This is a genomic window from Paenibacillus sp. J5 (genome assembly GCF_054955055.1).
The window spans coordinates 433,656-448,190 of the sequence record NZ_JBUEDD010000002.1 but is presented as its reverse complement, the minus strand read 5'-3'; the positions used below and the strand labels follow the sequence as shown (position 1 = coordinate 448,190).

12 protein-coding genes are annotated in these 14,535 nt (G+C 55.3%); 8 read left to right on the top strand and 4 right to left on the bottom strand.

The window, feature by feature from the left end; translation table 11 throughout:
- Positions 1-242: 242 nt before the first annotated feature.
- Complete coding sequence (locus tag ACY1JZ_RS04510; protein WP_462628237.1) at positions 243-1,475, top strand: GAF domain-containing sensor histidine kinase; 1,233 nt, start codon at positions 243-245, stop codon at positions 1,473-1,475.
- Positions 1,468-2,118: a TVP38/TMEM64 family protein gene (locus ACY1JZ_RS04505; protein WP_462628236.1), complete on the top strand. Its 651-nt coding sequence runs from the start codon at positions 1,468-1,470 to the stop codon at positions 2,116-2,118. Before ACY1JZ_RS04510 ends, ACY1JZ_RS04505 begins: the two co-directional genes overlap by 8 nt.
- Positions 2,119-2,179: 61 nt before the next feature.
- On the opposite strand, the gene ACY1JZ_RS04500 is transcribed toward ACY1JZ_RS04505, so the two are convergent.
- The 4 genes from ACY1JZ_RS04500 to ACY1JZ_RS04485 all read right to left on the bottom strand — a co-directional run bounded on the left by ACY1JZ_RS04500 (position 2,180) and on the right by ACY1JZ_RS04485 (position 5,924).
- Complete coding sequence (locus ACY1JZ_RS04500) at positions 2,180-3,019, bottom strand: 1,4-dihydroxy-6-naphtoate synthase (RefSeq protein ID WP_462628235.1); 840 nt, start codon at positions 3,017-3,019, stop codon at positions 2,180-2,182.
- Positions 3,016-3,663, bottom strand: coding sequence for a futalosine hydrolase (locus ACY1JZ_RS04495; RefSeq protein ID WP_462628234.1), 648 nt, complete (start codon positions 3,661-3,663; stop codon positions 3,016-3,018). The genes ACY1JZ_RS04500 and ACY1JZ_RS04495 overlap by 4 nt, the downstream gene beginning before the upstream one ends.
- Positions 3,664-3,825: 162 nt before the next feature.
- Positions 3,826-5,472 carry an MDR family MFS transporter gene (locus tag ACY1JZ_RS04490; protein ID WP_462628233.1) on the bottom strand — a complete coding sequence of 549 codons (1,647 nt, stop codon included), beginning with the start codon at positions 5,470-5,472 and terminating at the stop codon, positions 3,826-3,828.
- 2 nt (positions 5,473-5,474) lie between these two features.
- On the bottom strand, positions 5,475-5,924 hold the full coding sequence (locus tag ACY1JZ_RS04485) for a MarR family winged helix-turn-helix transcriptional regulator (protein WP_270170811.1): 450 nt from the start codon (positions 5,922-5,924) through the stop codon (positions 5,475-5,477).
- Between the two features lie 728 nt (positions 5,925-6,652).
- Between ACY1JZ_RS04485 and ACY1JZ_RS04480 the strand changes: the two genes are divergently transcribed.
- From ACY1JZ_RS04480 to ACY1JZ_RS04455, 6 genes are all read left to right on the top strand, one after another.
- Positions 6,653-8,392, top strand: coding sequence for an ABC transporter ATP-binding protein (locus tag ACY1JZ_RS04480; protein WP_462628231.1), 1,740 nt, complete (start codon positions 6,653-6,655; stop codon positions 8,390-8,392).
- A gap of 44 nt (positions 8,393-8,436) precedes the next feature.
- Entirely contained in the window at positions 8,437-10,491 is a 2,055-nt protein-coding gene (locus ACY1JZ_RS04475) for an ABC transporter ATP-binding protein (protein WP_462628376.1), read from the top strand.
- Positions 10,492-10,644: 153 nt separating this feature from the next.
- Positions 10,645-11,697, top strand: a complete 1,053-nt coding sequence (locus tag ACY1JZ_RS04470) for a flavin-containing monooxygenase (RefSeq protein WP_462628230.1) — start codon at positions 10,645-10,647, stop codon at positions 11,695-11,697.
- A 148-nt stretch (positions 11,698-11,845) separates the two neighbouring features.
- The gene (locus ACY1JZ_RS04465; protein WP_462628229.1) at positions 11,846-12,799 is read left to right on the top strand and encodes a helix-turn-helix transcriptional regulator; all 954 of its coding nucleotides are present in this window, start codon (positions 11,846-11,848) and stop codon (positions 12,797-12,799) included.
- Between the two features lie 13 nt (positions 12,800-12,812).
- Complete coding sequence (locus ACY1JZ_RS04460) at positions 12,813-13,502, top strand: AlkZ-related protein (RefSeq protein ID WP_462628228.1); 690 nt, start codon at positions 12,813-12,815, stop codon at positions 13,500-13,502.
- 68 nt (positions 13,503-13,570) lie between these two features.
- A complete protein-coding gene (locus ACY1JZ_RS04455; protein WP_462628226.1) occupies positions 13,571-14,461 on the top strand; it encodes a hypothetical protein in 891 nt (296 codons plus the stop codon).
- Positions 14,462-14,535: the final 74 nt, after the last annotated feature.

The following is a 14,535-nucleotide window of genomic DNA, read 5'->3' as shown; positions in this document are numbered from 1 at the left end:
ATCGCCCGCGCAATTGTCGAATGGTTCTTATTGGACTCGATTTTTGCGCTTGCCCGGGAAATCGGGCTGTTTGGGTGAACAGCACAATTACGGTAGCAGCACCTTGCAAGATAAGACACGAAATAGCAGCACTTTGCATTAGGGTGTGTCATCAACCCGCTTAAGGGCATCGTTCGTCGCCTTTTCGCCCCGTGCTTTGCGGAGATGCAAGTGCTCAACCTACATAGAGAGCAGGTGCAGGGTTGAAAACTGAAATGATCGATGATATAGAGATGATGCTGCCGCAGGGCATTCTGGAAGCAGCCTCACAGGTGCTGCGGACAGCCGGTTCGATTATTCAAGCCAATACAATTTGTATCACAAGCAATGACCGCATTCACTCTACCGTCATCCGCTCTGTCAACCGTAAGCAAGTGATCGTAACGGAGGGGCTTCGTCTGCCTTATGAGGAGTCATACTGCCATTTGGTCGTGGGCAACGATCAAGAGCCGCTCATTATTGATAATAATACAAATCATCCGCTCACAAGCTCGATGAAGGCAACGGGCCTGATTGGAAGCTGCTCCTTCCTGGGTGTACCCATCATCACCCGGAGCGGTGAAATTTTCGGCACGCTCTGTGCATTTGATCCGGAGCACTTCAGCTTTCAGCCAGAGCATGCCCAGATGATGTCCTCACTGGCTGCTTTTTTTGCCTATGGTCTGGAAGTGGACCGCACCATGAGCTTGCTGAATCAGGCGCTAGAGGAAAAATCGGGCTTAATGGCGATTATGAGTCATGAAATACGCACTTCACTGAACGGTATGATGAGTATGACGGATCTGCTAAGGGATACCGAATTGCATGAGGAACAACTGCGATATGTTGCCATCATTCAGAGCAGCGGACATTCCCTGCTGGGCATCCTCGGCAAGGTGCTGGACTATTCCAGGCTTCAGTCAGGGAAGATGGACGTGGAGCAGATGCCGTTTAATGTGCACGCCTGCGTGGAGCAGGCTGCAGCTCTATTTACCGTTGATGCCCAGGACAAGGGGATTGCCCTCTCTTACAGGCTGGATGAAGGGGTTCCTGAGCTGCTTGCAGGGGACGAGCTCAAGCTGCGGCAAGTGCTGCTCAATCTAATCAGCAATGCCGTCAAATTCACATGCGCCGGGAGCATCGCCGTCGAGGCGGGGCTATGCGCCGCAGACATCCCTGATGAGAGGGGAGCGCGGTGGATGCAGCTATGGTTCAAGGTGTCGGATACCGGCATGGGTATATCGGAGGAGATGCTTGGACGGCTGTTCGAGCCTTATGCTCGTCTTCACTCCGCGTCCTCGTTGCACCCAGGCGGGGGGACGGGGCTCGGCTTGTCCATTTGCAAGCAGTTGGTTGGTTTAATGGGTGGTGCGATTCAGTTGAAGGAAACCTCTCCTCAAGGGACGGTCTTCCAATTTACAATCGGTGTGCAAAGGCTGGAACTTCACGATGAATAGAAGATTTGCGCTGCTGTTGCTGTACCTTTGCCTCATCATAGGCTTGATGGTGTGGAGAAATGAGCTGATGGAATGGATGGGCAGAGAGGGGAGTTTGGGGAGGTGGCTTGCCGTGTGGGGAGCTGCTGTGCTTGTTGTATTTGTTCCCTTGTTCCCCTTCGGCGCCGTGGCGTCACTATTGGCAATGCAATGGGGGGCGCCTGTGGGTATTGCGATCAGTCTGACCGCCTCGGTGACAGGCTCCGTCCTGATGTTTCTGTACTTTCGTTATACGTTCGGCCCATCATCGCGTCAATTTCTGATGCGCTATCGTTACATTGGCTGGTTTACAGAGCGGTTTGAACAGCGACAGTTCGTCAGCTTGCTGTTAGTCCGACTTATTCCGGTTATCCCGTCGCAAGCCGTGAATTTGTTCTGCTCGGCAGCCGCGATCCGGCTGGGACCTTATGCGGCGGCAAGCTTAATCGGCAAGGCGCCAATGCTGATCGTCTTCTCTATCGCCGGAGAGCAGCTTACGGAGCAGCCTAAGGCAGCGCTGCTCATCCTGGTGCTGTACGCTGTGACGCTTGCGGTGCTAGTATGGATCGTTATGGGACATCAGCGGAGCTACACAGAACAGCAGATAGAAGAGCCGCATTCATAATGCAGCAGAACAGCCGCTTTCCTACACAGGAGAGCGGCTGTTCACATGGGGCGTCATCGCTTTAGGGGCGAAGCGCAGCTAGATCAATTCTCGGCACAAGCCCTTGCTCAGAGGCGCGATCAAGCAGAGAAATGACTGCGCCGTAGCCGGATTCGCCCAGATTGGCCGTATAGTCGTTCACATAGAGCTCAATGTGTTGGCGGGCAACCTCAGGCGATAGCTCCTGTGCGTGAGACATGACATAGGAGCGGGATGCCTCTGGATGTGCCCAGGCATAGTGAACGGATGCGCGTGTCCAGGCAGTAAGCTTGTCCAGCGGCAAGGAACGCCTGGCAATGATGGCCCCTAGCGGGATCGGAAGGCCCGTATCCTCCTCCCACCATTGTCCCAGGTCAGCGAGCATGTGAAGGCCGTATCCATGATACGTGAAACGGGCTTCGTGAATGACGAGCCCCGCATCCACCCTGCCATCGCGAATAGCAGGCATAATCTCATGGAAAGGCATGATGACAATCGTCATCTCCTTGCGAACCTGCTGCGCAGCCCATAGTCTGAACAGCATATAGGCCGTTGAGCGTTCGCTAGGCACTGCGACCGTCTTGCCGGCCAGCGATGCGGCGTTCACACTGGATGCTGTGCCTCCCCGGGTGAGAACCAGCGGGCCGCAGCCGCGGCCAAGCGCGCCGCCGCACGGGAGCAGCGCATACTCGTTCAACACCCAGGGCAAGGCGGCATAAGAAATCTTTAGCATATCTGGACCGCTGCTTTGGGTCGCCCAAGTGTTAGTCATGTCAATATCTGCATAGGTCACATCCAAAGCGGGGGCGTCCGGGATTAGACCATGAACCCAGGCATGAAAGATGAAGGTGTCGTTGGGACAGGGTGAAAAAGCAATCTTCATTGCACAACCTCCTTGATTACCGAGCACGCTTGCTGAAGTGAATCGAGAGCCTCTCTTATCCTCCAGGCAGCCCGATCCCGCGGGCCGACGGGATTGGAGATGGCTCGCAGCTCCATCACAGGCAGTCCCTGCATATGGGCAGCCATAGCTACGCCGTAGCCCTCCATCGCCTCAGCTACGGCCCCCGGTACACGCTGCTGCAGCTTCAGTGCGCGCTCTGCTGTTCCTGTGACGGTGTTCACCGTCAGAATGCTGCCCAAGGCACAGGGGAGAGCCGCAGCGGACAGAGCTTCGGCTACGGCTTGGCTGCGTGCGGCGTCCACAGCCAGCGAGGCCGAGCCAAAGCCCAGCTCATCCAGGCTCAGGAAGCCATCCGCGGTCTCGGCTCCCAGATCGGCGGCGATGATCCGCTCAGCTACCGCCAGTGAACCGACAGGGGCGCGGCCGTGAAAGCCGCCGGCGATGCCGGCAGCCAGCACCAGCTTGTAGCTGTGTGGACGCGCCAGCAGGGCGGACGTTGCCGCCGCTGCCGCCGGAGCACCTACACCTCCGGCGACTATATGAAAGCGTTCGTCGCCAGTTAGGCCCAATTGCACTGCGCGCTGCTCGGCCTCTACAGCCGTTACGACCAGAATCGAACTCATCTATAAGCCTCCTCGCTCCATAACGATGTACGTTTCATTATAGTACCGATCGCAGAGCAAGAAAACAACCTGTTCGTGTCAAATTGGTGAGCAAAAGCCCCATCTAAACGTCCAGACTCACCGCATAGGGGAGATCCGGGTGCAAGATGGGGCAGAAGGGAATCAGCCCTTGCTCAGGGAAGGGCTCGTATGGGCAGTCCGCTCCTGGTTCTCTGCGGAGGCGCTGCTGTCCTCCGCGCGCGTAACTGCGGTCTGGGAGCTGCGAAGCGGGATTTCCTTCATGAACAACACCAGCAGGAGTGCGATGACAAGCAAGGCCGTGCCCGCCAGGAAGACGGTTGTGAGCGCACTGCTGAGCGCCTCGCGCAGGATGGCAAGCAACTGATCGACAACAGCTTGCATCGGCTGCGGCAGCGCCGCCCTGAGGCTCTCCAGCTCAGGCTTATTCAGCAATATCTGCGGATTGAGAAAGGGCATCAACTGCTCACGCATGGCGGGATCGAGCTTGGATGCATCCATCTGCTGCGTGCCCGCCACCGCAGATTGAATGTTGCTGCTTAATCGGGAGGACATGATTGAGCCCAGCACAGCGATCCCGATCGTTCCTCCCAGATTGCGGAATAGCTGCGACGAGGAGGTGACGACGCCAAGCTCCGACGGCTTCACAGAGTTTTGCGCTGCAAGCGTAAAGACCGGCATCCCAAGGCCAAGCCCAAATCCGAAGACCACCATGCTGGCAACAGCCATCGCGATGCTGGACATATAGGCCATCATCAGCATGCCGATGGTCATAATGAACATCCCGAGTACAGCGTACTTCTTATATTTCCCGGTACGCGACATTGCGCGTCCGGTGATGGCGCTCAGTATAATCATACTGATCGACATCGGCATCGTCACATAGCCGGCATAGGTAGGCGACACGCCCTCAACGCCCTGGATATAGAACGATAGATAGATCAGAGCGCCCATCATGCCAGCGTTCATCAAGAAACCGGCGATGTTGGAGATGGTGACGATGCTGTTGCGGAACAGAGACAAGGGGAGGATCGGACTAGCTGTCCTCGCCTCAATCATCACGAAGATGAGCAGCGCCAGCGCTGCTGCAGCAAACAGACTCATCACCTCCCAGGAGGTCCATGCATAGGTTGTGCCTGCCCAGGTGAAGCCTAGCAGCAAGGGAACGATCGTTAAGGTCATAAATAACGAGCCCCAAATATCCAGCTTCTCGGAGGATTTAACTGTGGTTTTGGGAAACAACCTCAGAATGAGAACAAACGACAGCAGACCGATCGGAAGGAAGATCCAGAAGATCCATTCCCAATTCATATGATCGACCATCCAGCCTCCCAGCGTCGGGCCAAGCACACTGGAGAAGCCGAATATGGCCATCATGAGTCCCGTCCATTTTGCCCGCTCCTTGGGAGCGAACAAGTCGCCGACGGCCGTGATGGAGGTAGCCATAATAATCCCGCCTCCAACACCTTGAATGCCGCGGTAGGTGATCATCTGGAAGATCGTGGCCGATGTGCCGCATAGAAAAGCGCCGATCATGAAGGTGACAATGCCAAGAATCAAAAACGGCTTGCGTCCGTAGATGTCCGATAGCTTGCCGACGAGTACAGTGGAGATGGTGGAGGTCAGCATGTAGATGGTGATGACCCAGGTGTAGTGATCCATACCGTTCAGCAGCGCACTGATGCGCGGCATGGCGGTGCTGACAATCGTCTGATTAATCGCGGCGAAAAACATTGCCGACATAATCGCAATCATAATCGCCAGCTTCTGTCTTTGCGATAGATGCTCCATAGTTATCCCTGCCTTTGATTATGGGTGTCGATGACTTGAATCATCGTGTTGAATATCCGGGTCATATGCCCGATGTCATGCGGGTCGAGCTGTGTAATAATGTCGTCATACAACTGCTGCTCAATCAAATGAAGCGATTGGACGGCAGTCTCGCCTTCTTCGGTAAGGCGAAGGTAGACCACCCTGCGATCCTGTTCATCGCGTTCCCGCTCAACCAGCCCGCGTTGCAGCAGCTTATCGGCAATCCCGGTCACTGCACCCGGAGTGACCTGCAGACAATCTGCCAGTGCGGCTGTTTTTTGCTTCCCTCTGTAATGTAGGAACATCAACAAGCGAAAGTGGCTAAGCGGCAGGTTGTAGTCCAGGCTGCGTGCCTTCCACTCCTCGCCAACCTTTTTTAGAAAGGTTTTGAATAGGGTGTAAAGCTCAGTCGTATTCTCGTTGGCCTTCATGCCATTCCCTCCCAGGGCGGCGAGCGAGACGAAGTGTCGTTCACCTCCAAAATATTTCATTACAAAATGGTTTAGGTTAAAATAATTTAGTAATAAACTATTTAGAATTAAACTAGTTCTAATCATATCGCATTTTAGTTTCGCAGATCAAAGTCAGTATAGGGTGCGGATCAAGAGATATTAATTTATTTTGGCTAGAGAATGGCTACTTATCTCGTTATTCTTTAGCATATCTTCGATTTTCGTCGTTTTACTCCAATAATCTTTCGTTGTGCAATAAAAATGTTGACAACAATTCGTCCTGCATGTTAACTTTACTTTTGTATCCAATACCATTAATTCGGAAGGAGTGATCTCATATGTTTATGATTGATATTCATGTTGCCCGCCATTTCGATCGTGTCAACCAACTACATATGTTTTCATGTGGCCTTCCGTGGGTGCGAGGATCGTAGCAATTCAGCCTAATTGCCGACCATTCTAATGCTCATACATACGATACACGCGCAGGCCGCATCATTCGTGGTCTGCGTTTTTTGTGTAGAGAAAGCACATCGCGCGAGCGATGTGCTTTTTTTTGGGATTTTGTAAGGGTGACGCCCTCCGACAAGGGTCTTATTGTTCAGATGTGGCACGTCAGCTCGGCCGGACAGGTACGGCCGGGGGCTGGCGATCAGGCTGCTCTGCTTAGGGGATGAGGGCTGAATGGCGAAAGGAGATGAAACACGATGTTTACTGTGCTGAAAAAGCTGGGCTGGTACTTCAAGCTGGAAAAGAAGCGCTATACCATTGCCATCCTGCTACTGACCATCAGCGGCCTTATTGAGGTGATTCCGCCTCTATTAGTGGGCTGGTCTATCGATGATATTCAGACAGGAGGGCTTACCTGGGGAAAGCTGACAATGACGCTGCTGCAATTAACGGCGATCACGGTAATTGTCTACGGGATTACGTATGTATGGATGTATAAGCTGTTCGGAGGCTCCTTCGTCGTCGAGCGACTTCTGCGCTCCAGGCTAATGCGCCACTTCCTCAAGATGACGCCAACCTTCTATGAGCGCAACCGGACGGGCGACCTGATGGCGCGCTCCACCAATGATCTGCATGCCGTGTCCGTTACAGCCGGATTCGGGATTCTGACTCTCATTGATTCCACGGTGTGGATGACCATCCTGCTCGTGATTATGAGTGTCGGCATCTCATGGAAGCTGACGCTTGCCTCGCTCATTCCACTGCCCTTCATGGCGATCCTGTTCAGCCTCTACGGGGGATGGATTCATACCCGCTACATGAAGGCTCAGGATGCATTCGGTGGGATGAATGACGGGGTACTGGAGACGATCTCCGGTGTGCGAGTCACCCGTGCCTACGTGCAGGAGCGAGAGGCTGAGCAAGAGTTCGCCAACGTGACCAAGGATGTGATGAACAAAAATCTGGCTGTTGTGCGCATTGATGCCTTGTTCGAGTCCACCTCCAAAATCTTCGTCGGCGCCAGCTATCTGATTGGTCTGGGCTTCGGTGCTTATCTCGTCTTCAACAGCGAACTGACGGTCGGCAAGCTGGTAACCTTTAATGTCTACCTCGGGATGCTGATCTGGCCGATGTTCGCGATTGGCGAGCTCATCAACATTATGCAACGCGGCAATGCATCGTTGGATCGGGTGAATGAGACGCTCGGCTATAAGCCGGATGTTCCCGAACCGGAGAATGGGGTGCGCGTAGGACAGCCGGGAACGATCCGCTTCGAGCAGGTCACCTTCCGCTATCCCTCTTCCAGTGTCGATAATCTGCACAAGGTTTCGTTCGAGCTGCGGCGCGGACAGACGCTGGGCGTCGTCGGCCGGACAGGAAGCGGGAAGACGACACTGGTGAAGCAACTGCTGCGTGAGTATCCGTCAGGCGAGGGACGAATTACGATCTCGGATACGGTGCTAGAGCATATCGAGATGGATGATCTCAAGGGCTGGCTCGGCTACGTGCCGCAGGAGCAGTTCCTGTTCTCCCGGCCGATCGACAGCAATATCCGGTTCGGCAAGGAGGAGGCGGATATGAAGGAGCTGGAGGCTGTACTGGATACAGCCGCGTTCCGCAAGGATATACAATTTCTCCCTCAAGGGCTGAGTACACTGGTTGGCGAGAAGGGTGTTGCGCTATCCGGGGGTCAGAAGCAGCGGGTGTCGATTGCTCGCGCACTGCTCGCTGAGCCGGAGATTCTCATCCTTGACGATGCGCTGTCGGCGGTTGACGCGAGGACAGAGGCGCAGATTATTCACAACATTCGTACAGAGCGTGCGGGCAAAACGACGCTCATAACGACGCATCGTCTGTCGGCTGTTCAGCATGCCGATCACATTATTGTGCTGGACGATGGGAAAATTATCGAATCGGGGACTCATGAGGAGCTGCTCCAAGAAAATGGCTGGTATAAGGAGCAGTATGAACGCCAGCAAATCGAACAGAATGAATAGAGAATGGGGGAACAGCAGTGTCCCAACATGAAGAAATGTTTAATATGGAGCAAGACCGATTGCCAGGCGGCAAGCTAGAGACCGCCAAGCGGCTGCTAGGCTATGCGATGAAGTTCAAGCGGCTGCTGCTGCTGGCACTGGCGATCTTGACCGTAGCTGTAGCCACCGATCTGGCCGGGCCGTTCGTGGCCAAGCGGCTGATCGATGAGCACATCTCCAGCATCGAGCGGCCATGGCACATTACGGAGCAGCCGGGGCAATATGCAGTCGCCTATGACGGCGCGCTCTACAAGCGGGTAGACCATCTGGAGACGGACGAACGGCCAGGGGAGGCCGCTCGCATCCTTCAAGTCGGCAGCGGCTTTTATTTCATCCCTGGCGAGATAACGGCAGATGGCGAGCGCTCTATCACTGCTGATGGGTTGATTCGTATCTCCAGCAGCGAGGGAGTCCAAGAATATGCGGCACAACGGCTGAACAAGGAGGAGCTATTTGCTTTTTTCAAGCCGGAGGTGAAGGGCATCTGGACGCTCTGCTGGATCTATTTCGGCTTGATCGTTATCTCGGCGCTCTTCTCTTACGGACAGCGTTACTTCCTGCAATCGTCGGCCAACCGGATCATCCGACAGATGCGGCTGCATGTGTTCGGGCAGATGAATCGGCTGCCGATACGTTATTTTGACAATTTGCCTGCGGGCAAGGTGGTCTCCAGAATTACGAATGATACGGAGGCGATCCGCGAGCTGTATGTCACGGTGCTGGCCAACTTCTTTACCGGAACGATCTATATGCTCGGCATCTTCGTTGCGCTGTTCCTGCTGAATGTGAAGCTGGCTGCTATCTGCCTGTTCATCGTGCCTGCTCTGGTGTTATGGATCTTCATCTATGGCAAGGTTGCCAGCGGCTACAATCGAACGATTCGTCAGACGGTGAGTGAGATTAACGCCAGACTGAATGAATCGATCCAGGGGATGCCGATCATCAAGGCTTTCCGTCGCGAGCGCAAGATGGAGGCGGAATTCGAGACCTATAATGAACAGTTGTTTCAATACAATAACAAGCTGCTTAGTCTCAATGCGCTTACAGGTCATAATCTGGTGGGTGTCATTCGCAACATCGCATTTGTTGCGATGATCTGGTACTTTGGCGGTATCTCGCTAACGGGCCCGTCCGATGCGGTGACACTTGGCGTGCTGTATGCATTCGTTGATTATTTGAACCGGCTGTTCAATCCTATCGTGAATATTGTGAATCAACTGCCGAATCTGGAGACAGCGCTCGTATCAGCAGAGCGGGTATTCGTACTGCTGGACCAGCCGGGCGAGGATGTAGCTGATGAGCAGATCAAGCGGTATCAAGGCAACGTTGCTTTCGAGAACGTAACCTTTTCTTATATTGAAGGAGAGCGTGTGCTCAAGGGAATTTCCTTTGAGGCGAGACAGGGCCAGACCGTGGCACTGGTTGGTCATACCGGCTCAGGCAAGAGCTCGATCCTCAACCTGTTATTCCGCTTCTATGATGCGGAAGGAGGCCGCATTACAATTGATGGCGTGGATATTCGCAGTATGCCGCGTCAGGCGATGCGTCGTCATATGGGCATCGTGCTGCAGGACCCGTTCCTGTTCACCGGCACGATTGCATCCAACGTGTCGCTGGGTAATCCGGCGATCAGCAGGGAGCAGATCGAGAAGGCGCTGGCTGATGTCGGCGCCGACAGGCTGCTTCGCCATCTGCCGCAAGGTGTCGATGAGCCCGTCATAGAGAAGGGAAGCACGCTGTCTGCTGGTCAGCGGCAACTGATCTCGTTCGCAAGGGCGATTGCATTTGACCCGGCGATTCTGATCCTCGATGAAGCAACCTCTAATATTGATACGGAGACAGAGGCATTGATTCAGCATGCGCTGGAGGTCGTGAAGCAGGGGCGGACAACGTTCGTCATTGCCCATCGTCTGTCCACGATCAAGAGTGCGGATATGATCCTGGTGCTGGATCGCGGGAAGATCGCGGAGCAGGGCGATCATGAGAGCTTGATGAGGCTCAAGGGCAAGTATTATCAAATGTATCAAATTCAGCAAGGAAATCCGCAGGCTGTCGTGTAGACAGCTAGCAACAGCAGCAGCCCAGGAGTGGTCGAGACCGACGCATTCTTGGGCTGTTGATATAATGACACCGTGCTCTCCGATACTTGACATAAGGAATAATACTCATTAATATATGAATATATGTTCATATATGAAAGGTGTGTGCGGCTGATGGATGTTCGCGTACTGGTTATTGGCGGGGGGCAGGCAGGTCTGGCGGCTGCATATTGGCTGAAAAGGTATACTATCGCCCATTGGATCGTGGATAAGGGGCAGCAGGTCGGCGAGTCCTGGGAGCAGCGGTATGATTCGTTGCAATTGTTCACGCCGCGAGGCTACAACCTGCTGCCTGGAATGGAGCTGCCCGGCGATTCGGAGGGACTTCCGGTCAAGGATGAGATTGCCGCCGCGTTGCGCCACTACCAGGATGAACATCAGCTACCGCTTACGCTGAATAGCGAGGTGGTTGGCGTGGAGCGCGCCTCGGGGCGGTTCCGTGTGGAGACGACGCGAGGCGATTACACAGCCGATGCCATCATCGTGGCGACGGGACCCTTCCAGAGGCCTCACGTCCCACCCATCTCCACAGAGCTGAGCACCAAGATAAGACAGCTCCATTCCACCGAATATCGCCGCCCGGGTGATCTGAAGCCGGGAGTCAGCCTTGTCGTGGGTGGAGGCAACTCGGGAGCGCAGATTGCGGTGGAGCTGTCGGCTCACGGGCCGGTGCTGCTGTCGGCTGCCCAGCCGCCTCTATTCATGGAGCTAACGATAGGAGGCAAGAATGTGTTCTGGTGGCTCGACAAGCTGAGACTGCTGTCCGCTCCTGCGGACAGCTACATGGGAAGGAAGATACGCTCCCGCCCAGACCCGGTATTCGGCAAGGAGCTGCAGCGCCACATTCGTGAGGGGGCCGTCACGCTCAAGCCTCGTACTGTCGGGGTGCAGGCGGGTGAAAGGGTACAGTTTGCAGATGGCACAGCCGCGCGAGTGGACAACATCGTATGGGCAACCGGATTCCAAGCAGATTACGGCTGGCTCCATGTGGATGGGGCGTTGGATCAGCAAGGGAAGCCGCTGCACCGCCGCGGAGTCAGCCCGGTTGCCGGCCTGTATTATGTCGGCCTCCCCTGGCAGACATCCAGGCAATCGGCGCTGCTTCGAGGTGTCGGCAAGGATGCGGAGGAGATCGTGCGCCATATACAAGCCGAAGCGCTGCTGTAAGGGGCGATGCCCAGCGGAGCTTGCAGTAAATCGGGAAGCAAGCTTGCATACGTTAAATCGTGTTTTGAAGGTGAAATGGTGACATGCAAGCTGTCACCTTTTTTCTGTTACAATAAGCGTATACGATGATCATATTGGAGGAACACGGATGAAACGAAGCGACCGGCTGATGGCGATCGTGCTGGCTCTCTCGCAGCGGCAGGAGACAGCGGCCTCATTGGCAGACAAGCTGGAGGTATCCCGCAGAACGATATTGCGTGACATGCAGGCGCTGTCTGAGCTGGGGGTGCCCATTTATGCAATCAATGGTCTGCATGGCGGTTATCGGCTCATGGAGGGCTATACGCTGCCGCCGCTCCAGCTTGAGCCTAACGAGGCACTTACGCTGCTGCTGGCAATGCAGAGCATGACCGCATATGCGGATACGCCGTTCAACAGAGAACGCTGGACCGTTATGGACAAGGTCAAAAGTCTGTTGCCGACAGAGATGCTGGACAAGGCGGGGACGCTGCTCCATCATATGGCTGTCGATGTTCCAAGACGCAGCTATACGGCTCCGCATGTGTATGCGTTGGTAGAATATGCCGCGGCAGGGCAGTGGATAACAGCCCACTACCGTTCCCGCAACCATGAGCGGAGACTATTGCTGCTACCGAAGCATATCTATGCGGCTCATGGATTCTGGTACTGCGATGCCTATTCGCAGACGCATCAGGATGTGCGCCGGTTCAGAATTGACCGGATGAGTGAGCTGGAGAAGGCCGAGGCGCCGGAGGAGGCGCGGCCAGACGCCTTGGCTGCTGCAGGAGCATCGTCCACCGCCGCCCAGCCGGACTACGGCTTTCGCCTGCAAGTCGAGCTGACGTATCGCGGCATGCTGGAGGTTGAACGGGACGAGCATATCGGCGAGCAGATCACTGCGATAAGCGATGAGCGCTGGCTGCTGGATACGCTGCTGCCAGAGTCGGAGAGAGAGTGGGCAATCAGGCTGTTCTACAGCCTCGGTACCGATGCTCGTGTGATGCAGCCGCCGGAGCTGGCAGAGGCGATCACCGCTATGGCGCGAGCTACCATCGCGAACTATACAACGAATATAAAATAAGGAGAGATCGATAATGAGTGAAGATCTGTTAACTATGAGCCTGGACACCTATGAGCAGGCGGCTGCGCTGCTCGCCAAGGTTGGCATCTTGCCGCTGGCTCCGCTAGCCCCTCGGCACCCCTCCCTTGTTGGGCTTACCGCTTCAGAGCAGTGGCATACGGACTTGGAGACGGACCCGTGGACATGGCGCGTTCGTTTCCCTGCCACCGGAGCAGCCGCATATGGCAAATTCATCAAGGGCAAGGCGGTGCTGATCGATCGCGATTGGTTCCCGCTGGTTCTGCGGGCGGCAGCCGACGCGCGCTCTGTCGACCAGCGATACAGAGATGGCATGCTAAGCAAGGCGGCACAGCTTGTCTACCATGCCGTGAAGGAGCATGAGGGCATCGATACCCGCAAGCTGCGTGTAGCCTGCGGGATGCAGGCGAAGGAGGATAAGAAGGCGTTCGACAAGGCGGTAGCCGAGCTGCAGAGCACGTGGGATATTGTAATCTCCGGTATCAAGAGGAAGACGAACAGCGCTGGCGAAGTGAACGGCTGGAGTGCTGCGGCTTACGAGACGACGGCACATTGGATGGAGAGTCACGGGCTGGAGGCGGACACAGGAGCCCGCTCGGCTGCGGCAGGTGAGCTGCTGGAGAGGCTGGAGCAGGTGTGTACGCCAGAGGCCGCAGCTTATTTCCAAAAAATCTGGTCGCTCTAATGAACCCGAGAGGCTGCGAATCAAGGCATCGCATCGAGTGCGATGACCATTATGAGGGGGTAATATAGATGACGAACATGAAGGAAGTACATGCCAAGGCGGAACAATTCATATATAGCCATGCAAGGCTGCTGGACAGGAGGCGTTATGCTTATCATTTTGGGCAGGGCACAGCGGAGGAGGTGCTGGAGGCTTTGCGTCCGTATCAGAATGCAGATGGCGGCTTCGGTTCGGCTCTGGAGCCAGATATTCGCACACCTGCGAGTCAGCCGGTTGCGACTGAGCTGGCGCTTCATGTGATGGATGAGGTGGGAATATTTGATTTGCAGATGCTCCAGGGTGTACGATTGTATCTGGAGAATACCGTTATTCCCGGCACCGGCGGCTGGCCGCTGGCCACACGCAGCATCTTCCAGGGGCCGCGCGCTCCATGGTGGAACATTGAGGATGATACGTCACCATCGCTCAATCCGAGCGGGCAATTGCTGGCGCTGCTCTATAAGCAGCAGGCAGATACATCGTTCCATCATGAGGCGTGGTTCTCGCAATCGGATGCGTTTGTTCGCAGCAGGCTGCTGGAGGCGGATCGCAAGGATTATCATGATGTGATCCAATGCATTGCCTTCGTTCGCCATGCGCCTCAGGATACCCGTACACAACAGATGGAATCGCTGCTGCTGGAATGGCTGGCATCCGATGAGCTGGTGGAGCGCGACCCTTATCAGTCAGGCTATCGCCACAAAATTTTGGACTGGTTTCCGTCTCCAGACAGCTTCGGCGCATCCCATGTGCCAAGCGAACTGCTCGCTGCCCATCTGGAGGCGCTGATCGCACAGCAGCAAGAGGATGGAGGCTGGCCGCTTCCTTGGGATGCGATCAGCCCTGCCTGCCTGAATGAATGGCGGGGAATGCGGGCAGTGGACAACCTGCGAGTGCTGAGTGCATACGGTCGCCTATAGACTAGCGCAGCGAAGCAAGCCGTGTACGCCTTGTTAATCGTGTGAGCAGGGGGCAGATCCGGCCGGGAAAGACA